We start from the raw sequence: 19313 nt of genomic DNA on the forward strand, positions 1-19313 counted from the left end.
AACTTCATTTCTGCTGCCTAGGTGTTTCAGTATGCTTCAAAAGCCATAGCAACTCGTGACGCCTGATCGCCTTACGAAAAAATTCGTTTTCGCCATACAGCGGCAGTGCTCTACGGGCCAGCAGTCGCTGTATCAACCGACGCACACGGCGCTTGAAGGGCATGGGCGGTTGCAGGTCATGCATCATGCCCAGCGCCATGGCTTTATCTCTCTGCAAGTCCTGCGACAGCGGCAGGCAGTACGGCTCCATCGGCGCGACCGAGTCAAAGGCAGGAGGCAGTGCGATGCCGTGGCCTGCATCGCCCATTGGCCAACGGTCGTTGTCGTGCAAATGGTTGGCATAGCCGAGCAGTGTCGTCGGCTGCCACTCCAGCCCCTGCAAGGCTTCGAGGACCGCTTGCTGGGCGCAGATATGATCAGGGTGCGGATCGAGTATCGGGTGTGGCAACACAATCACTTCGGGCCGCGCGCGCAGCAAGAGCTCGCGCAGATCGGCCAGCAGATTGTTCCAGGTCGCAGCGCCGTCGACATCGCCTGGCAGGGCGAATGGGTTCAACTGGCGAAACACTCGGGTGTCGCTCAGATCCGCTTCCCGCGAACCCACCGGTTGAGCTGGCGTGGCCTGCATCGCCGCCAATTGCAGACAGAAATAACCCAACTGAACGCAATGCGCTTCAGGCACACCGGCCCAACGCGGTACCGCGATGCTGTCCCAGGCGCGCAAACGCCCTTTGAGGCGTGCTGCCTCGACCTTGTTCAGGCCCAGTTGTCGATAGTGTTCAGCTTCGATTTCACCGGCGGTGAGCGTGACAATCCAGGCTTCATCGGCCTGACTGTATAAACCATAGGCCGCCAACTCTGCATCGTCAGCGTGGGGCGCAATCACCATCACGCGCTGGCGTCGATAATCGGGTTGTTCGAATGCCCAGAGTACGGGCTCGCCGAACAATCGGCAGAACCGCCCACGCAGACGTAACTCGCCTCGCGACAGCACCTGCGCCTGACCGCTGAGGTTCAGGTAACGCAGACCGTTGACGCCCCGTTCGAAGGTTTGCCGGTCGGGACTCTCGCCGCCCGCCAACTCAACCACCGGATCGATAAAGCGTCCCAGCCACGTGCTCTTTATCCGCAGCGCCAGCACCAGAGTCGCGTCATCGACCAGCATGACGCCTTCGTCCAGCCGTAGACGCTCACCGTCCAGATGAACCTTGGGCTGCTGGGTGTACGGCGCAAAACTGTATTGGTAATCGTCTTTGGGCGAATAGAACAAATGGTCGGCGAACCAGGCTTCGTGAGCAATCCAGCCCAACACCGCCAACACCGGCGGCAACCACCAGGCCACCCACACGCCGATGGCAATCAGCAGCACCAGTGCGATCAACAGACCGATGCGCTTGTTGCGACGATGGCGTTTGAGCAGTTGCTGTTTGCGGCTCATGGGCTGTCTCACACGGTGAAGACCGGCACGGGATTGCACCAGCGGTCCTTGTATTCACGATCGGCGCGCCCGAAGGAAAACCGCAAGGGCTTATCCAGGGCCCGCGCATGCTCCCAGGCACTTTGAGTGTTGAGAAAACTCAGCACACTGCCGGGGCTGAACTCACGCGTTTGAGGGTCGACGCCCCCGTTGATGTATTCAACGCTGATCCACTGCGGCGCCTCGACGCGATACACCAGCTGAATCGCAATCGGTGCATCGTTGAGGAAAATCACCGAGCCTATCAGGAAGTCGCGCAGCAGCTCGATCACCTCGCCCATGCGCTCGGCCCCGGTGGCCGGGAAGCCCCAGCGCCGCTGGAACAGGTCGCAGTAGATCGCTGCCAGCTCAGCGCTGGAGAAATCGGCGACCGGACGCACCACCCCGCCCGCCTCTTCCAGCAGGCGCAATTCACGGCGCTGGTTGTAGCGAAATTTTTTCGACAACTCTTCGGGTGTACGGGCCATCGCCAGTTGTTCGGCCTGCAACTTGATGTCGGTGAAGCGGCCTTCGCTCAAGGCTGACAAATATCGCCCGCGATGGCGCAGAGGTGCTTGAGCATCTGCGGCGGCCGGCAAGATCAGCTCGGCATTACCGAGGTCGAACAGGCCCTTTTTACCGCGGCGCTTGAGCACATCCTTGGACAGCGCAAGGTCGCGCCCCCAGGTCGGAATCGAAGCTTTGACTTCACCGTTTTGCTCCCAGGCCAGGTACCGCACCGGGATCTCGGCCAACTGCGCCAGGCGTTCAACCACCAGGGGATGAGTCGCGACGCTGCCGCCAAAACGCTGCCAGGCCTGGGCATAAGTCGAGGCATCGACCACCGCCCAGCCACGTTCGCGCCAGCCTTGAAATCGGTTGAGCATCAGCCCCTCTGCGCCAGTTCTGTGACCTGTGGCAAATGCCAGAAAGCATCACGTACCGCGCGGTCGGAGAAATGCTCACGCAAGCGATCGAGCATCAGTTCGGCGCACTGGTGACGTTGCTGGTCGTCCATCGCGGCCAGATGTTGCAGCCCTTGGGCCAAGTGTTCGGCATCGCCCAGCGGGAACAGAATGCCCACCCCTTCAACGATTTCCTTCGCCCCACCGCACGCAGTGGCGAGCAACGGAACGCCGGCAGCCATGGCTTCCAGCAGCACCATGCCGAAGGGTTCGTGATCGGAGCTCAAGGCAAACACGTTGAATGCGCGGAAATAGCGGCGCGCATCCGGTACCTGACCGAGAAACAGCACGCGGTCGCCGATACCCAATTCACGGGCCAGGGCCTTGAGGTCCTGTTCGAGTCGACCGCTACCGAGGATCACCAACTGACTGTTGGCCGGCAAGCCCGGCAACGCTGCGGCGAAACCGTGCAGCAGCGTGGTCTGGTCCTTGTCCGGATGCAGCCGCCCGACGTTGCCGACAATCCAGGCATCCGCCGACAGGCCGAGGGTTTCCCGCGCCTCGCGGACCGACACCTGGCTGGTCTGCAACGCCGGCACATCGATGCGGTTATAGAGTGTCTGAATCCGCTCGGCGGGCCATTTCGGCAGGCAACTGCGCATGTCATCACGCACCGCATCGGAAACCCCGAGCAGGCTCAGGCGCTTGCGGAAAAGATTGGCGAAAAGTTTGCGGGTGCCGCGTTTGTAATCGCCAAACGCGTGGTGCACACCGATCACCGGCAGCGAGGTGCCGAGCAAGGCGATGTAGATCGGCTTGAACCGGTGAGCGATGCAGAAACTGAAATTGCGTGAGGCGGCGATCTTGCGCAGATCGCTGATGGCGCCCAGCTTCAGGCCACGGATGGCCTTTGAGCTGTACTCCATGAACAGCACTTCATCGGAAGCGCAGCCTGCAGCGACGTCGCTGTCGGCGGCCCCGGTGAGGAACACCGTTGTCACGCGATATCCAGTCCCGGCGAACAGGCTGGCGTACTGCCGGGCGCAGTCCAGAAACGGCCCGTCATAGCCGTGACAGAACTGCAGCACATGGCGTTCAGCCGAGCGTGTCATAAGCGTTCGCACCCTCTTTGACCACCAGAATGTCTTCCATGATCAGGTACTGCAGGTCCGAGCCGAAGAACATGTTCAGGGCGTCGGTGGGTGAGCAGATCATCGGTTCGCCGCGACGGTTGAGCGAGGTGTTCAGCGACACGCCGTTGCCGGTCAATACTTCCAGCGCCTTCATCATGTCGTAGTAGCGCGGGTTGTATTCGCGCTTGAGCACCTGGGCCCGGGAAGTGCCATCTTCGTGGACAACTTCCGGCACGCGGGTCTTCCACTCTTCAGCCACTTCGAAGGTGAAGGTCATGAACGGCGCAGGGTGATCGATCTTGATCATCTGCGGCGCGACGGTGTCGAGCATCGACGGGCAGAAAGGCCTCCAGCGCTCGCGGAACTTGATTTGGTGGTTGATACGGTCAGCGACGCCAACGGCACTTGGGCAACCGATGATCGAACGACCGCCCAAGGCACGCGGACCGAACTCCATGCGTCCCTGGAACCAGGCCACCGGGTTGCCATCGACCATGATCTTGGCGATGTTTTCCGGCATGTTCTCAAGCTTGCGCCAGACCGGCTTGCTCGGGTGACGAGCACAGGCAGCGAGCACGTCTTCGTTGGTGTAGGACGGGCCGAGGTAGACGTGTTCCATCTTCTCGACCGGAACGCCACGGGCGTTGGACACGTAAGCTGCAGCGCCCACCGCGGTGCCGGCATCGCCGGACGCAGGTTGCACGAACAATTCTTTTACGTCATCGCGAGCGATGATTTTCTGGTTGAGCTTGACGTTCAACGCACAGCCGCCGGCGTAGGCCAGCTTGCCGGTTTCCTTGAGCACGTCGCCCAGGTAGTGGTCGATCATCTGCAGCGCGATCTTTTCGAACAGCGCTTGAATGCTCGCCGCGTAGTGGATGTACGGCTCGTCAGCGATGTCGCCTTCACGCTTGGGCCCCAGCCACTCGATCAGCTTCGGCGAGAAGTAGTAGCCTTTGCCCTTCTCTTTGTAGCGACGCAGCCCGATGACGTTGGCGTAGTCGGTGTTGATCACCAGTTCGCCGTTTTCGAACGACGCCAGGCGCGAGAAATCGTATTTGCTGGCGTCGCCGTAGGGCGCCATGCCCATGACCTTGAACTCACCATCGAGCATGTCGAAACCGAGGAACTCGGTGATCGCGCCATACAGGCCGCCAAGTGAGTCCGGATCGAAGAATTCCTTGATCTTGTGGATCTTGCCGTTTTCGCCGTAACCGAAAAAGGTCGTGGCGTACTCACCCTTGCCATCGATCCCCAGGATCGCGGTTTTCTCTTTGAAACCGGAGCAGTGGTAAGCGCTGGAGGCGTGGGCCAGGTGGTGCTCGACCGGCTCGATCTTGATTTTCTTCGGATCGAAGCCCAGTTGCTCGAGGCACCAGACGATCTTGTTGCGATAGCGCTTGTAGCGACGGTTGCCCATCAGGATCGCGTCGAGCGCGCGGTCCGGGGCGTACCAGTAACGCTTGGCGTACTGCCAGCGAGCCTTGCCGAAAATGCTGATCGGGGCGAATGGGATCGCGACCACGTCAACGTCGGACGGCTTGATACCCGCCTGTTCGAGGCAGAACTTCGCCGATTCGTAAGGCATGCGGTTCTTTGCATGTTTATCGCGCACGAAGCGCTCTTCTTCAGCCGCAGCGACCAGCTTGCCGTCGATGTACAAGGCTGCGGAAGGATCATGGCTAAGGGCGCCGGACAGGCCAAGAATCGTCAATGCCACAGGGGTCTAGCCTCTTTAGTCTGCATGCAGGCGACAAGCGCCTCAAAAATTAATGTGCCCTCGCAAGGGGCGAGAGACAGCTAAAGGGCGGGATTATAGCTTAAAAGCGACGGCAAGCCTCTAGCGGGAACTGGTGAGCCGCAGCCCACGCGTTGACAGCAGAAAAATGTCGTCATAGGCTCGCACTCTAATGGACTGGGAGATCCCGGTCGGCGCTATGGCCTCGGTGAGTTTCATCGGGGCTTTTCGCTTTCTGAAACAGGGAAAACCTGTTTCTGCACTAGACACATGACGCCGGAATACGAAAGAGCTATCCACGCCCTGCCCGCCAGTAAATACCCAGATTGCCGTCAGTAGCCTGGCGGAAAATCGTATAGGGCAAGGACACCGTGTCGCAGACGCCCGAGAGCGTCAGATCGAGCAGTACCAAGGGCACCAGGACGCCCGTGGGATCCGGCGGAGCATGCAGGATGCAGAAGTTATAGGCCAGACCGCTGTAAACACGGGGGATGGATTGGCAGTAAGTCTTGTGTTTTCGCAGGCCGCGGGCGGCGTCTTCGTCGTCTTGCAGCACTGTTAGCGCTGTTCCGCAGCCCGTTAAAGCCAGTGAAAAAGCCCCCATCGCAACAGCCATTTTTATCGTCAAAATCTGCCCTCCGTGAACGTCAGGCAAACTAGCATCGTGGCTATTCAGGGCACAGTTCATGGAGTCTGTGGATCATGTAGGACAGTTCACAAGAACTTGTCCCCTTAATCTCGGCTGACTGTTCTGGCCTCATCGCGAGCAAGCCCGCGCCCGCAGGGGATCTGCGCCACACACAAAATATGTGTGCGGCGCAGAGTTACCGTGGGAGCGGGCTTGCTCGCGAAGGGTCGAAGACCCGATTCAGGCAGCGCCAGAGATGTCTTTGGGAAGCCGCTGATCGATGACATTGTAGAGGGCGCTTTCTTCAGGCCAGTTACGCATGAACCGCGCCCGATCCCGCGCATAAGCCGGGGCAAAGCTGCCCATCGAGCCATGCTGGCACATCGAATCCAGGTCGATCAGCGCCCAGCGATCCTGCTGCCAGAACAGGTTGTGACCCTTGAAGTCGCCATGGCTGATGCGCTCGCGAATCAGCTCGGCAAACAAATGATCCAGTGCCGCCAGTTCTGCCTCGGGCGCATCACCGCTCTCAACGTAGGGTGCAAAGCGCTCGATGATGTCCGGTCCCGGCAGGTATTCCGTAATCAGGTAAGCCCGACTGCGCAACCAGAGAAACCGCTTTTCCAGCAACGCCAACGGCTTGGGCGTAGCGATGCCCAGAAATGCCAGGCGATTGCCTTCGCGCCACGAGTGCCATGCACGGCTCGGGCGCCAGAAGCGTTTGAGCCAATGCGCAAAGCCTTTGATGTTGTAGCGTTTGATCACCAACGTCCGACCCGCTACATCGACTTTTCCTACGCTCGCCGCACCGCCGGTCTTGTACAGATGCCCCTGATCGAGCAATGCATCGGCCTTATCCAGCACCGGCAGCATCGCCGTTTCTTCCTCGCGACGAATAGCCCGCAGGCCGAACGGCCCGCGCTGAACGCTGAACAGCGTGCAATCGCGGCCCACCTTGATCAGGTAGTCCTTCAAGCGCCAGCTGCGAACCTTGTCGATCTGCTTCTGCAACGCTTCCATTGGCAAGGCGTGTTCGCCATTGCTCAACAGGTAATACACCAGCAACTCTTCGGTGAATGGCTCCAGCGATTTAGGTAGCTGGGCGAAAAACACACCGAGGTTCTCCAGGACTTTCTGCCGTGACAGCGGTTGGCCGGGGGTCTCGGCGCAAACGCCACCGCCATCGATCAGATACAGCCGACCGCGCTGACGCAAAAGGTTGTCCAGATGCAGGTCTTCCTGCCAGAGCCCCTTGCGATGCATTTGGCCGATAGCGCCCAACGCCTCGGCCAGCACGGCCCCTTGCATATCGGCCAGCACCGGCAAGTGCTCGACCTGTTTCCAGGTATCCCCCAGGCTCTCGGCGCCTTCGAGGAAGTCAAACAACAGCCAGCCGCCTTCGCCTTCTTTCAAACCATCCGCCAGCAGTTGCGGCGTGGTCAGGCCTTGATCGGCCAGTAAGCGAACACCGGCCAGTTCACGCTGAAAATGCCGGGCCGCCTTGCTGCCAACCAACAACTTTGCCAGCACCGGCCGGCCACGCCAGACGCCGGCACCAACATAACGCTGTCCCGGCAATACGCGTAGCAAACTCAACAACTGCAATTGGCCGGGGCCGGCAGCATCGGCCAGGGAAATACTCATCGGCAGGCTCGGGCTGCGGCCGGCGTTTTTCAGCTCGGACAAACGCATCAACGTGTCTCCTTATGACTGCGCCGGGCAGTCAGGCGCGACATCCAACTGTCCACCAACGAACTGTCCTGAGGCTGTTCGAGATAGACCGCCAAAAACTCGCGCAACTGCGCATCGGTCCATTCCGGGGCGCGGCGCAGCAACGGTTCCAGGTCCTTGATCCGGTCACGCTGGCCAAACAGTAACGGCCGGGTTTTCTCCAGGTCGATCAGCTGCGCCTCATAACCGTCTTCCGTGGGTCGTAAAAAAATATGCTTGGGGTAGAAACACCCGTGAACCTGGCGCACGCCGTGCAGCTGCCGCGCCAGTTCGCCACAGGCTTTCATAATGGCCAAGTGTTGCTCCTCGCTCAGCTCCGACCAGAACTGCAACAGCGAATCCAGATCATCCCAGCCATCCAGGGCGCGAGTCAGCAGCACCGCACGGACTTCGCCATCAAATTTTCGCTCACCAAAAAACGCCGCCTGCAGTGCCGGAATGCCCAGCTTCTGATAGAGACTGATGTTGCGAAACTCACGAGCGAAACTCGGCTCGCCGAAGGGCGCGCGCAAGGTGCGGGTCAGGTAGTTGCTTTGGCGCTTGAGGTAATAGCCATGACCTTCCAGGTCCAGCCGAAACACACTGCTCCAGCCATCACTAACGGTATTGGGTTCATCCACTGCATCGAGCTGCTTGGCCCAAAGTTCGTCGAAGGTGCCGAGGCCGTGATGCTCAAGGAGCGCACGGTCTTCGGCGGCCAGAAAATCGGTCATTCACGCCCCTTAAAAAATCTCACTACGTGCCGGATGCGTTTTTTGTCGTCGGCATCGAGCCGATCACACTGGCGGTATTGCAGATAAAAACGCAGACGCTGGGTTGCCGACAGGTGATATTTGGCCACCTTGTCGAGACAGGCCAGGTCTTTGGTAATTCGGTATTTGAGCCAGAAGCCGCGCCAGAAATCGCCGTTGGGGCAATCGATCAGAAACAGCTTGGGTTCATCGTCGACCAACAGGTTGCGCCACTTCAAATCGTTATGGGTAAAGCGCTTGTCGTGCATGATCCGGGTGTACCCGGCCAGTTGACGACTGACGGTATCCACCCAATCGCGATCCGCGAGCCTGGGGTCGTGCCGGCCAGCAAGGGCTGACAAGTCTTCGGTGTTGGGCAGTTCGCGGGTAATCATCGCACCCCGGGCATACGCCGCACCGCGCCGCTCCAGGCCCCAGGCCACGACTTCAGCGGTGGGAATACCCCACTTGGCGAAACGTTTGAGGTTCTGCCATTCGGACTTGACCCGGGGTTTGCCCAGATAGCGGCGCAGACCTTTGCCGGCACCCACGTAGCGCTTGACGTAATAATTGACGCCATTGCGATTAACGCGGATGACCTCGGACAACGGGTCGAGGGTCACGCTCTCGCCCTGAAGCGCGAACACCGCGTCCAGGCTGCCAAAATCTTGCGCCAGATCGCTGTAAGCAGACCCCAGTTTCCAGCCCGGCATCAGAGCGCGTCTCCGTATCGCTGTTTACGGTCGTAAAGCTTGTTGGCTTTGCCTTCAAGCCAGGCAAGCAACGGGGCTTCTTCGGCCAGAATCTGGCGCAATGGCTGCTGGAAGTAGCCTTTGAGGAAGCGCAGCTTGTCGCGCCGGGTCAGGCCGATGTCCAGCGCTGAGAAATACAGCGCTGCCAGGTCTTTGTCGCGCCAGCGCCGGGTAATTGCCGGGCGGGTCTGGGCGCGGTGCAGATCAATCACCGAGAGTTTGAAGTCATCGGCCGTCACCGGTTTATCGGTGTGCAGCAGGAAGTGGCAGATGTAGCAGTCGCGGTGGTTGACCCCGGCGCGGTGCATCATGCCCGTCATGCGGGCGACTTCGGCGATCAGCGCGCGCTTGAGCCTGGGCTCGGGCGGTTGTTTGACCCAATCGATGCTGAAGTCTTCGAGGCTGACGGTGGGCGCCAGCTCTTCGGTGACGATGAACGAGTGCTGGTCCGCCGGGTTGCTGCCCTTCTCGCCATAAGCCACGGCGGTCATGGTGGGTACGCCGACTTCTTTGAGGCGCTGAATGGCTTTCCATTCCTGGCCTGCGCCGAGGACCGGCAATTTGGCGGTCAGCAGGTTCTTGAAAATCTCACCCCAGCCAATGCCACGGTGAATCTTCACGAAGAAACCATTGCCGTTCACTTCAGTGCGCAACGTCCGGCGTGCTTCCAGCTCACGGTAAACCTCACCCTGCAGGCCTTCGACTTCAGTGAACGCATCCCGTCCGGCCCACAGGCTCTTGAACGGTTCAGCCAGCATCAACTTCATTAAGCGTGCTCCGCCAGAATCACATCGGCCGCGTGCTGCGGCATGCTATAGAGGTCGGCCGTCTCGGCGAAAGCCAGACCGTTGCGGCTCCAGGCCGCCCGTGCCTGAGGGTCGTTCAACATGCCGGTCAGGTACTGCGTCAGTTGCGCCTGATCGAATGGTTCGTCCAGCACCAGACCGGCGTCGGCCTCGGCAATGTAATGGGCGTAACCACAGACTGCGCTTACCAATACCGGCAACCCGGCCACCACGGCTTCGAGCAACACGGTCCCGGTGTTTTCGTTGTACGCCGGGTGGATCAACAGATCGGCGCCGAGCAGGAAACGCGGAATATCGCTGCGACCCTTGAGGAACGTCACGTTGTCGCCGAGCCCCAAAGTGGCGCTCTGCATCTGGAACAATTTGGGGTCATCCTGGCCAATTACAAACAGCCTGGTGCGTTTCTTCAGATCAGCGGGCAATGCGGCCAGCGCCTTGAGGCTGCGATCGACACCCTTGGTCTTGAACCCGGAGCCGATCTGCACCAGCAGCAATTCATCGTCCTTGAGGTTGAATTCGCGACGGAATTCGGCGCGTATCTCGGCCGCATTGGCCGGCGCGCGACGATCCTGGGAGATGCCCGGTGGCAGCAAATGAAAGCGTTCCAGCGGCGTGTCGTAATACTTGATGAACAGCGGCTGCTGGACCTCGGAGATCATCAGCACTTCGGTCTTTGCGTCCTTGGCGAACACCGCGCGCTCGTACTCGGCGAAGTGCCGGTAGCGACCCCAGCGACGGTACAGCGAGTTGCGCAGGTTTTGCGCCTTGTCTTCGAAGCAGCCGTCGGCGGCGTAGTAAACGTCCAGGCCCGGCATCTTGTTGAAACCGATCAGCCGATCCACGGGGCGCTTGGCCAGATCCGCTTCCATCCATTCGCTGAGCTTTTCGTTACGGCGATGGTTAAAGAACGCTTTGACCGGCGCGACCAGCACTTCAAAACCCGGCGGCACGTCGCCCTCCCAGATCAGCGTATACACACGAATCTGATGGCCGCGCTTCTGGCATTCCAGGGCGATGCGCATGAAATCGCGCTGCAAGCCCCCGAATGGAAAGTACTTGTACAAGACGAATGCCAATTGCATCAGCGCAGCTCCTCAGCCAGTAACAACGTGCTCAGTCGAGTCGCGACACGCTCGGGGTTCAGGCGCGTGAAGCACAGCGGCCACTCACGCTTCAGGTCGAACCGACGGGCATCATCGGCCGTCGGTTGATAGGTGCATTTCTTTTGCAGGCACGGCGCGCAGGGGAAATCGCTGGCGATGTGAATCTGCGCCTTGCCGTAGGCGCCGGTCAGGCCCGGATTGGTCGGCCCGAACAGCGACAAGGTTGGCACGTCGAGCGCGGCCGCCAGATGACCGAGGCCAGTGTCCACGGCCACACAGGCCTGGGCGCCGGCCAATACTTTGCCGACGCCGGCCAGATTCAGCTTGGGCAACACTTCGACATGACGGAACCCGGCGGCGATGCGCTCGGCCCGGGCCTTCTCGACCGGATTGCCCCACGGTAGCTTCACCGCGACACCGAGGTAACCGACCCGCTCGGCCAATTCACGCCAATAGGCTTCCGGCCAGTGTTTGGTGTCCCACGTGGTGCCATGCAGGAACAGCACGTAAGGATTCTTGCGCGGCAGTTCCACAAGGCGCTCGACATTCAGGCCGTAATCGCCCAGCCCTTTGGGCAAGTCGTAGCCCAATGCCAGGGCGAACAACTGACGCACCCGCTCAACCGCGTGTTGCCCACGTCCCACCGCCAGGCGACGGGAATAAAAGCGCGCGGCAATCGGTTCGCGTGCCGATTCCTTGTCGAGCCCGGCGACCGGTGCTTTGACATAGCGGGTCAGCCAGGCGCTTTTCAGCAGGCCCTGAGCATCAATCACCAGATCGTATTTCGAAGCGCGAACGCTTTGTTTGAAGCGCTTCCACTCGCCGCTTTTGATGGTTTGCCAGAGGTTCTTGCGCCAGCGACGGATCGCCACCGGAATCACCTTGCTCACGGCCGGGTGCCAGGTCGGGATTTCGGCGAAGCCTTCTTCCACCACCCAGTCGAACTGGATGCCGGGGATCGCCCGCGCCGCGTCGGTCAGCGCCGGCAACGCGTGAATCACGTCGCCTAGCGATGAAGTCTTGATCAGCAGAACGCGCAAACTATTTGACCTCGATCACAGTGCCCTGCAACCGCTGCAAAGCTTCGTTCACGGCTTGCGGCATGAGCTGGCGCAGACAGTTGTAATGACCGAAACGGCAGGTGCGATCGAAGCAAGGGCTGCATTCCAGGCCCAGGCGCACAATCTCGACATGCTCGGCCAACGGTGGCGTGAAACCCGGCGATGTCGAGCCGTAGACCGCGACCAGCGGGCGGTTCAGCGCCGCAGCAACGTGCATCAGGCCGGAGTCGTTGGACACCACCGAGTCAGCACAGGACATCAGATCAATGGCTTCAGCCAGGGAGGTGCCGCCGCTGAGGTTCACCGATTCTTCACGCAGGCCCGGAATCAGCCGCGCGCGAATGTCTTCGCCGACCGCGTGATCGTTTTTCGAGCCGAACAACCAGACTTGCCAGCCTTCGCGGATCTTCGCTTCGGCGACCTTGGCGTAATGCTCGGACGGCCAGCGCTTGGACTCGCCGAACTCGGCACCGGGGCACAGCGCCAACACCGGGCGGTCCAGGGTCAGGCCGAACTTGGCCAGTGCCGCCTCGCGAGTGACCGGGTCGATCCGCAAGCTCGGCCGCGGATACGGTTTCGGCAGCTCGACACCGGGCTCGAAGGCCAGCGCCATAAAGCGCTCGATCATCAGCGGGTAACGTTCTTTATCCAGGGTGCGCACATCATTGAGCAAGCCGTAGCGGAACTCGCCACGCCAGCCCGTGCGTTTCGGGATGCCGGCGAAGAATGGCACCAGCGCCGACTTCAGGGAGTTGGGCAACAGGATCGCCTGGTCGTACTGACCGGCCAGGGATTTGCCGATGCGTCGACGCGTCGCCAGTTCCAGGGCGCCATGGCCGAGCGGAAAGCTCAAGGCCTGACGGACTTCGGGCATACGCTCAAGTATCGGCCGGCTCCACTCGGGGGCCAGGACGTCGATTTCGCACTGCGGGTGGCGTTGCTTGAGGCACTGAAACAGTGTCTGCGCCATCACCATGTCACCGACCCAGCTGGGCCCAACGATCAGAATTTTCATGTGGTTTCCAAAAACGAAACCGGGGAGGCATACGCCTCCCCGCCTCGAGAATCCAGCACCCGCAGCCTTGGCTGCCAGGTCATTTGGACGAGCCGGTTGGGGCTCGTCGGATCAATTTTGTGCACATCCAGTGCGGTGCAGCTTAGCTGCCTCACTTTACAAAACAACACAGACCTACTGTGGGAACGTGCTTGCTCGCGAAAGCGGTGTGTCAGTCACCAACAATGTCATCTGACACACCGCTTTCGCGAGCAAGCCCGCTCCCACATTTGAATCGTGTCGCTTAACTCAATCCCAGCTCACGCCAGATCCGCATCACCTGGCGTCGTTCGTCCACGAACTGATCACCCGGTATCACTCCCGGGTCCTTCTGCAAGGCCTGCCGATGAGCGGCGGAACGGTAGGCTTTATAGGCCTCTCGCAGCAGGCTGGCGTCTTCGGCAGGCATCAGCCCTTCGTGTTCCAGCTCTTCCAGAATGCGGATATTGTCCGTCCAGCGCAGCAATGGCGGATGTGTTTCGGACCACGCCAAGGCCGCGTATTGCACCATAAATTCAATATCGACGATACCTCCGGCGTCCTGCTTGAGGTCGAATGGCGCCGTGGCCTCGAAGGCATTTGCCCCGGTGCCGGCCGCCGTGCTCTTGCTGCCGAGGTTATCGCGCATCTTGGCGCGCATCTCGCTGACCTCCTGACGCAAGGTCGCCAGGTCGCGCGATTTACCCAATACCGCGGCGCGGACTTTCTCGAAAGCCTGGCCGACATCCTTGCTGCCCACCAGCACCCGCGCCCGTACCAGCGCCTGATGTTCCCAGGTCCAGGCTTCATTTTCCTGATAACGGGCAAACGCCCCTACCGAACTCACCAGCAACCCCGACGCGCCCGACGGCCGCAGCCGCATATCGACTTCATACAGCTGACCGGAGTTGGTCTGCGTCGTAATCAAATGAATGATCCGCTGCCCCAGCCGGGTAAAAAATTGCGCGCCGTCGATGGGTTTCGCCCCGTCAGTCTCGGCCTGCGGATCGCCATCATGGATGAACACCAGGTCCAGGTCCGAACCATGCCCCAGTTCCAGACCACCGACTTTCCCATAACCGACAATGATGAAGCCGGGATCGCACAACGTGCCGTCGGTGCGCAGCGGCGTGCCATATTTGGCCACGGTCTGGCGCCAGGCCAGGGCCAGCACTTGTTCGAGGATCGCTTCGGCCAGCCAGGTCAGGTAATCGCTGACTTTCATCAATGGCAGGCTGCCGGCGATCTCCGAAGCGGCGACCCGCAAGCGGTGCGCCAGTTTGAAATGGCGCAAGGCTTCCATTTGCTGTTCGAGGTCGTCTTCGGGAATCCGCGTCAGGCGCTCGCGCAACTCGGCCGCCAGTTCCGGCGCCAGGGGCGGTTTGAACAGCCGGCCTTCATTGAGCAATTCATCCAGCAACAGCGGGAAGCGGGTGATCTGCTCGGCGATCCACGGGCTCGCCGCGCACAAGGTCAGCAAACGCCGCAGCGCGCCGGGATTTTCGGTCAGTAACACCAGATAGGCGGAACGGCGGGCCACGGCCTCGACCAGCGGCAGCACGCGTTCCAGCACCAGGTCCGGGTTGGCATGCTCGACCGCCTGGGCCAGCAACCGTGGAATAAAGGCATCGAGGCGCTCGCGCCCCAGACGTTGCATCGCGCGCAATTGCGGGCTGCTGCGCAAACTGGCCAGCGCTTTCAAGGCTTTGGTGGCATCGGCAAAACCGCCCTCTTCCAACTGACGGCAAGCGGCCTCTTCATCCTGGGCTTCTTCCCACAGCGGCAGCCATTCGCCGCCAACCACCACTTCGCTTTCGGTGCCTTCTTCTTCATCGGGATCGGCGATCACCTGGCCAAAATGCCAGGCCACACGCCCACGCCAATGCATCAGTTGCTCTTGGAACGCCGCCCAATCGGCAAATCCCATCATAAAGGCAATGCGCGCCTGATCCTGTGCGCCGTCCGGCAGCATTTGGGTCTGGCGGTCGGCGATGGCCTGGATCGCATGCTCGGTGTAACGCAGAAACTCGTAACCTTCGCGCAACTCACTGATCACCGCGGGCGGCAGGTAACCCTGACCTTCCAGCGTGCTCAGTACTTTTAATAAAGGACGCTGCTGCAGACTCAGGTCGCGACCACCGTGAATCAGCTGGAAAGCCTGGGCGATAAACTCGACTTCACGAATGCCGCCGGAGCCAAGCTTGATGTTGTCGGCCATGCCCTTGCGCCGCACTTCCTGCTGGATCAGCTGCTTCATGGTGCGCAGCGCTTCGATGGCCGAGAAGTCCAGGTAACGCCGGTAAACGAACGGGCGCAGCATTTCCTGCAACTGCGCGCCGGCCACTTGATCGCCGGCCACCACCCGCGACTTGATCATCGCGTAGCGTTCCCAGTCGCGCCCCTGATCCTGGTAATACTGCTCCAGAGCGTTGAAGCTCAAGACCAGCGCACCTGCCGAACCATAAGGGCGCAGGCGCATGTCGACGCGAAATACAAAACCGTCCACGGTCATCGGGTCCAGCGCCTTGATCAGGCGCTGGCCAAGGCGGATGAAAAATTCCTGGTTGTCCAGCGGGCGCTTCACCCCGACGGTTTCGCCGCCCTCGGGATAGGCGAAGATCAGGTCGATGTCCGACGACAGGTTGAGCTCGACGGCGCCGAGCTTGCCCATGCCCAGGATGACCATCTGTTGCGGCTCGCCGCTACGCCGACCGGTGGGCACGCCGAACTGCTGGCAATGGCGCGAGTACAACCATTGATAAGCCTGATCGATGCTGGCATCGGCCATGTCCGAGAGGTCGCGACAGGTCTGGATCAGATCAGCCTGACGGGTCAGGTCACGCCAGACGATCCGCACTTGATGACGAGCGCGCTGGCGGCGCAAGGCGCGGCCGAGTTCGTCTTCGGTCTCGGCGGCGTTGACTGCGCCAGCAACCTGCCCGCACAGCTCGCCGGGCGCGAAGCTGCGGTCCAGCTCGCCGGACTGCACCAGCGTCAGCAACATCAAAGGGTCACGAACAGATTGTTCAATCACGAAGTCGCTGGCGGCCGTGACGCGGGCAAATTGTGCCCAGCGATCGGGGGTCCAGGAGGAAAGACCATGATCGTCGTCCAGCGCCGCGACGGCGGTACGGAACGACTGCTCGGCACGGGTGACAAACGGCAGGAGAATGTCGGGCAGTTCAGCAAGCGTGGGAAGGCTCATGGTCTATCCTTGATCGGCGTGTAAAGGGCTGCATGTAGTGATTTTGCGAAATGCACTACGTGATCGACTGTCGAACAAAGGTTAGAAATAGCTGAAATTTCTTTATTTTTGGCAGACAGCATCAAGCTTTCACCTTTTTCGGTTGGCAAAAGACCAACCTTAACGATTATTCTCACAACGCAGCTGGAGGCCACAAGCCGCTCATCTGTAGTTTTACTACTCGTATATACATTCGAAAGGCTGAAATGCCCGATGATTTGTAGTAAAACTACACGCCGCCGGAACAACCTCTCGGCAATCCAAGAATTTATATCGTCTGCCCACAAGGCCAGTCGCAAACTCAGGCAACCGATTCTGGAAGCCTTTCCGCCCTGGAGCAAGCCATGCAAGACCTCGATCCCGTCGAAACCCAGGAATGGTTGGACGCCCTGGAATCGGTTCTCGACAAAGAAGGCGAAGACCGCGCTCACTATCTAATGACCCGTATGGGCGAACTGGCGACCCGCAGTGGCTCGCAGCTGCCTTACGCCATCACCACGCCATACCGCAACACCATTCCCGTTACCCACGAAGCACGCATGCCTGGCGACCTGTTCATGGAACGCCGCATTCGCTCGTTGGTACGCTGGAACGCGATGGCCATGGTGATGCGTACGAACCTGAAAGATTCGGACCTGGGCGGTCACATTTCCAGCTTCGCCTCCAGCGCCACGCTGTATGACATCGGCTTCAACTATTTCTTCCAGGCCCCGACCGACGAACACGGCGGCGACCTGATCTACTTCCAGGGTCACACCTCGCCAGGCGTTTACGCCCGTGCGTTCATGGAAGGCCGCATCTCCGAAGACCAGATGAACAACTTCCGCCAGGAAGTGGACGGTCAGGGCCTGTCGTCCTACCCGCACCCTTGGCTGATGCCTGACTTCTGGCAGTTCCCGACGGTATCCATGGGTCTGGGCCCGATCCAGGCGATCTACCAGGCACGCTTCATGAAGTACCTGGAAGCCCGTGGCTTCATTCCTGAAGGCAAGCAGAAAGTCTGGTGCTTCCTGGGCGACGGCGAGTGCGACGAGCCGGAATCCCTGGGCGCGATCTCGCTGGCTGGCCGCGAGAAGCTCGACAACCTGATCTTCGTCATCAACTGCAACCTGCAGCGCCTCGACGGCCCGGTTCGCGGCAACGGCAAGATCATCCAGGAACTCGAAGGCGTGTTCCGCGGTGCCCAGTGGAACGTGACCAAAGTCATCTGGGGCCGTTTCTGGGACCCGCTGCTGGCCAAAGACGTCGACGGTATCCTGCAACGTCGCATGGACGAAGTCATCGACGGCGAGTACCAGAACTACAAAGCCAAAGACGGCGCGTTCGTGCGTGAACACTTCTTCAACTCGCCAGAACTCAAGGCGATGGTTGCAGACTTGTCCGACGACGAGATCTGGAAACTCAACCGTGGCGGCCACGACCCGTACAAGGTCTACGCGGCGTACCACGAAGCGGTCAACCACAAAGAACAACCGACCGTTATCCTGGCCAAGACCATCAAAGGTTATGGCACCGGTGCCGGCGAAGCGAAGAACACAGCGCACAACACCAAGAAAGTGGATGTTGAAAGCCTGAAGCTGTTCCGCGATCGTTTCGACATTCCAGTGCGCGACGAAGAGCTGGAAAACCTGCCGTTCTTCAAGCCTGAGCCAAACAGCGCCGAAGCCCGTTACCTGAGCGAGCGCCGCACTGCACTGGGCGGTTTCGTGCCACAGCGCCGCGCGCAGAGCTTCAGCGTTCCGACGCCATCGCTGGACACCCTCAAGGCCATTCTTGATGGTTCGGGCGACCGTGAAATCTCCACCACCATGGCCTTCGTGCGCATCCTGGCGCAACTGGTCAAGGACAAGGAAATCGGCCCGCGCATCGTCCCGATCATCCCGGACGAAGCCCGTACCTTTGGTATGGAAGGCATGTTCCGTCAGTTGGGCATCTACTCGTCCGTCGGCCAGCTCTACGAGCCAGTCGATAAAGACCAGGTGATGTTCTACAAGGAAGACAAGAAGGGCCAGATCCTCGAAGAAGGCATCAACGAAGCGGGCGCCATGAGCTCCTTCATCGCTGCCGGTACTTCGTACTCCAGCCACAACCAGCCAATGCTGCCGTTCTACATCTTCTACTCGATGTTCGGCTTCCAGCGTATCGGCGACCTCGCCTGGGCCGCTGGCGACAGCCGTACCCGTGGCTTCCTGATCGGCGGCACCGCCGGCCGGACCACGCTGAACGGCGAAGGCCTGCAACACGAAGACGGTCACAGCCACATCCTGGCTGCCACCATCCCGAACTGCCGCACCTTTGATCCAACCTACGGCTACGAGCTGGCGGTGATCATCCAGGACGGCATGAAGAAGATGACCGAAGAGCAGCAGGACGTTTTCTACTACATCACCGTGATGAACGAGTCCTACCAGCAGCCCGCCATGCCGGCCGGTGTCGAGGAAGGCATCATCAAGGGCATGTACCTGCTCGAGGAAGACACCCGCGAAGCGGCGCACCACGTACAGCTGATGGGCTCCGGCACCATCCTGCGTGAAGTCCGCGAAGCGGCGAAAATCCTGCGTGAACAGTTCAACGTCGGCGCCGATGTGTGGAGCGTTACCAGCTTCAACGAACTGCGTCGCGATGGCCTGGCCGTTGAGCGTACCAACCGTCTGCACCCTGGCCAGAAGCCTAAGCTGAGCTACGTCGAAGAGTGCCTGAACGGCCGTAAAGGTCCGGTCATCGCCTCTACCGACTACATGAAGCTGTTCGCTGAACAAATTCGTCAGTGGGTCCCGTCCAAGGAATTCAAAGTCCTGGGCACCGATGGTTTCGGCCGCAGTGACAGCCGCAAGAAGCTGCGTCACTTCTTCGAAGTCGACCGTCATTTCGTGGTGTTGGCAGCCCTGGAAGCCTTGGCTGACCGTGGTGACATCGAACCCAAGGTGGTGGCTGAAGCCATCGTCAAGTTCGGTATCAACCCGGAAAAACGCAACCCACTGGACTGCTGAGG

The 19313-nt window shown here is 60.2% G+C and carries 15 protein-coding genes; 1 reads left to right on the forward strand and 14 read right to left on the reverse strand.

Annotated features, from left to right (window positions below; all coding sequences use genetic code 11):
• Nucleotides 1–4 precede the first annotated feature (4 nt).
• From HNR03_RS21620 to HNR03_RS21685, 14 genes are all read right to left on the reverse strand, one after another.
• Nucleotides 5–1438, reverse strand: coding sequence for a PIG-L deacetylase family protein (locus HNR03_RS21620; RefSeq protein ID WP_259155650.1), 1434 nt, complete (start codon nucleotides 1436–1438; stop codon nucleotides 5–7).
• An 8-nt stretch (nucleotides 1439–1446) separates the two neighbouring features.
• Nucleotides 1447–2343: an antimicrobial resistance protein Mig-14 gene (locus HNR03_RS21625; protein ID WP_259155651.1), complete on the reverse strand. Its 897-nt coding sequence runs from the start codon at nucleotides 2341–2343 to the stop codon at nucleotides 1447–1449.
• Nucleotides 2343–3473, reverse strand: coding sequence for a glycosyltransferase (locus tag HNR03_RS21630; protein ID WP_222589495.1), 1131 nt, complete (start codon nucleotides 3471–3473; stop codon nucleotides 2343–2345). Before HNR03_RS21630 ends, HNR03_RS21625 begins: the two co-directional genes overlap by 1 nt.
• Nucleotides 3457–5214 carry a carbamoyltransferase gene (locus HNR03_RS21635; protein WP_090176383.1) on the reverse strand — a complete coding sequence of 586 codons (1758 nt, stop codon included), beginning with the start codon at nucleotides 5212–5214 and terminating at the stop codon, nucleotides 3457–3459. The genes HNR03_RS21630 and HNR03_RS21635 overlap by 17 nt, the downstream gene beginning before the upstream one ends.
• 310 nt (nucleotides 5215–5524) lie before the next feature.
• Entirely contained in the window at nucleotides 5525–5860 is a 336-nt protein-coding gene (locus HNR03_RS21640; protein WP_259155657.1) for a YceK/YidQ family lipoprotein, read from the reverse strand.
• A gap of 240 nt (nucleotides 5861–6100) precedes the next feature.
• Nucleotides 6101–7552 carry a lipopolysaccharide kinase InaA family protein gene (locus tag HNR03_RS21645; protein WP_259155658.1) on the reverse strand — a complete coding sequence of 484 codons (1452 nt, stop codon included), beginning with the start codon at nucleotides 7550–7552 and terminating at the stop codon, nucleotides 6101–6103.
• Nucleotides 7552–8304 (reverse strand): lipopolysaccharide kinase InaA family protein, encoded by a 753-nt coding sequence (locus HNR03_RS21650; protein WP_222589491.1) that lies wholly within the window; start codon nucleotides 8302–8304, stop codon nucleotides 7552–7554. The genes HNR03_RS21645 and HNR03_RS21650 overlap by 1 nt, the downstream gene beginning before the upstream one ends.
• Nucleotides 8301–9035 (reverse strand): lipopolysaccharide kinase InaA family protein, encoded by a 735-nt coding sequence (locus tag HNR03_RS21655; RefSeq protein WP_259155660.1) that lies wholly within the window; start codon nucleotides 9033–9035, stop codon nucleotides 8301–8303. The genes HNR03_RS21650 and HNR03_RS21655 overlap by 4 nt, the downstream gene beginning before the upstream one ends.
• Nucleotides 9035–9841 (reverse strand): lipopolysaccharide core heptose(I) kinase RfaP, encoded by an 807-nt coding sequence (gene rfaP, locus HNR03_RS21660; protein WP_090176398.1) that lies wholly within the window; start codon nucleotides 9839–9841, stop codon nucleotides 9035–9037. Before rfaP ends, HNR03_RS21655 begins: the two co-directional genes overlap by 1 nt.
• On the reverse strand, nucleotides 9841–10962 hold the full coding sequence (locus HNR03_RS21665; RefSeq protein ID WP_259155663.1) for a glycosyltransferase family 4 protein: 1122 nt from the start codon (nucleotides 10960–10962) through the stop codon (nucleotides 9841–9843). The genes rfaP and HNR03_RS21665 overlap by 1 nt, the downstream gene beginning before the upstream one ends.
• Complete coding sequence (gene waaC / locus HNR03_RS21670) at nucleotides 10962–12023, reverse strand: lipopolysaccharide heptosyltransferase I (protein ID WP_259155664.1); 1062 nt, start codon at nucleotides 12021–12023, stop codon at nucleotides 10962–10964. The genes HNR03_RS21665 and waaC overlap by 1 nt, the downstream gene beginning before the upstream one ends.
• Before the next feature lies 1 nt (nucleotide 12024).
• On the reverse strand, nucleotides 12025–13059 hold the full coding sequence (waaF, locus tag HNR03_RS21675; protein WP_259155666.1) for a lipopolysaccharide heptosyltransferase II: 1035 nt from the start codon (nucleotides 13057–13059) through the stop codon (nucleotides 12025–12027).
• A gap of 283 nt (nucleotides 13060–13342) precedes the next feature.
• On the reverse strand, nucleotides 13343–16282 hold the full coding sequence (glnE, locus tag HNR03_RS21680) for a bifunctional [glutamate--ammonia ligase]-adenylyl-L-tyrosine phosphorylase/[glutamate--ammonia-ligase] adenylyltransferase (protein ID WP_259155667.1): 2940 nt from the start codon (nucleotides 16280–16282) through the stop codon (nucleotides 13343–13345).
• Nucleotides 16279–16671, reverse strand: coding sequence for a hypothetical protein (locus HNR03_RS21685; RefSeq protein ID WP_090176413.1), 393 nt, complete (start codon nucleotides 16669–16671; stop codon nucleotides 16279–16281). The genes glnE and HNR03_RS21685 overlap by 4 nt, the downstream gene beginning before the upstream one ends.
• Here HNR03_RS21685 and aceE point away from each other — a divergent pair.
• Entirely contained in the window at nucleotides 16666–19311 is a 2646-nt protein-coding gene (gene aceE, locus HNR03_RS21690) for a pyruvate dehydrogenase (acetyl-transferring), homodimeric type (RefSeq protein ID WP_090176415.1), read from the forward strand. The two genes, HNR03_RS21685 and aceE, sit on opposite strands and share 6 nt — an antisense overlap.
• Nucleotides 19312–19313 lie beyond the last annotated feature (2 nt).

The sequence above is a fragment of the Pseudomonas sp. JAI111 genome, assembly GCF_024809425.1.
GTDB lineage: Bacteria > Pseudomonadota > Gammaproteobacteria > Pseudomonadales > Pseudomonadaceae > Aquipseudomonas.

Coding starts and splice junctions, on each gene's coding strand:
- HNR03_RS21650 (WP_222589491.1), bottom strand. CDS start 8,304: ATGACCGATTTTCTGGCCGCCGAAGACCGTGCGCTCCTTGAGCATCAC.
- rfaP (WP_090176398.1), bottom strand. CDS start 9,841: ATGAAGTTGATGCTGGCTGAACCGTTCAAGAGCCTGTGGGCCGGACGG.
- HNR03_RS21620 (WP_259155650.1), bottom strand. CDS start 1,438: ATGAGCCGCAAACAGCAACTGCTCAAACGCCATCGTCGCAACAAGCGC.
- HNR03_RS21665 (WP_259155663.1), bottom strand. CDS start 10,962: ATGCAATTGGCATTCGTCTTGTACAAGTACTTTCCATTCGGGGGCTTG.
- HNR03_RS21630 (WP_222589495.1), bottom strand. CDS start 3,473: ATGACACGCTCGGCTGAACGCCATGTGCTGCAGTTCTGTCACGGCTAT.
- HNR03_RS21625 (WP_259155651.1), bottom strand. CDS start 2,343: ATGCTCAACCGATTTCAAGGCTGGCGCGAACGTGGCTGGGCGGTGGTC.
- HNR03_RS21655 (WP_259155660.1), bottom strand. CDS start 9,035: ATGCCGGGCTGGAAACTGGGGTCTGCTTACAGCGATCTGGCGCAAGAT.
- HNR03_RS21645 (WP_259155658.1), bottom strand. CDS start 7,552: ATGCGTTTGTCCGAGCTGAAAAACGCCGGCCGCAGCCCGAGCCTGCCG.
- aceE (WP_090176415.1), top strand. CDS start 16,666: ATGCAAGACCTCGATCCCGTCGAAACCCAGGAATGGTTGGACGCCCTG.
- waaF (WP_259155666.1), bottom strand. CDS start 13,059: ATGAAAATTCTGATCGTTGGGCCCAGCTGGGTCGGTGACATGGTGATG.
- glnE (WP_259155667.1), bottom strand. CDS start 16,282: ATGAGCCTTCCCACGCTTGCTGAACTGCCCGACATTCTCCTGCCGTTT.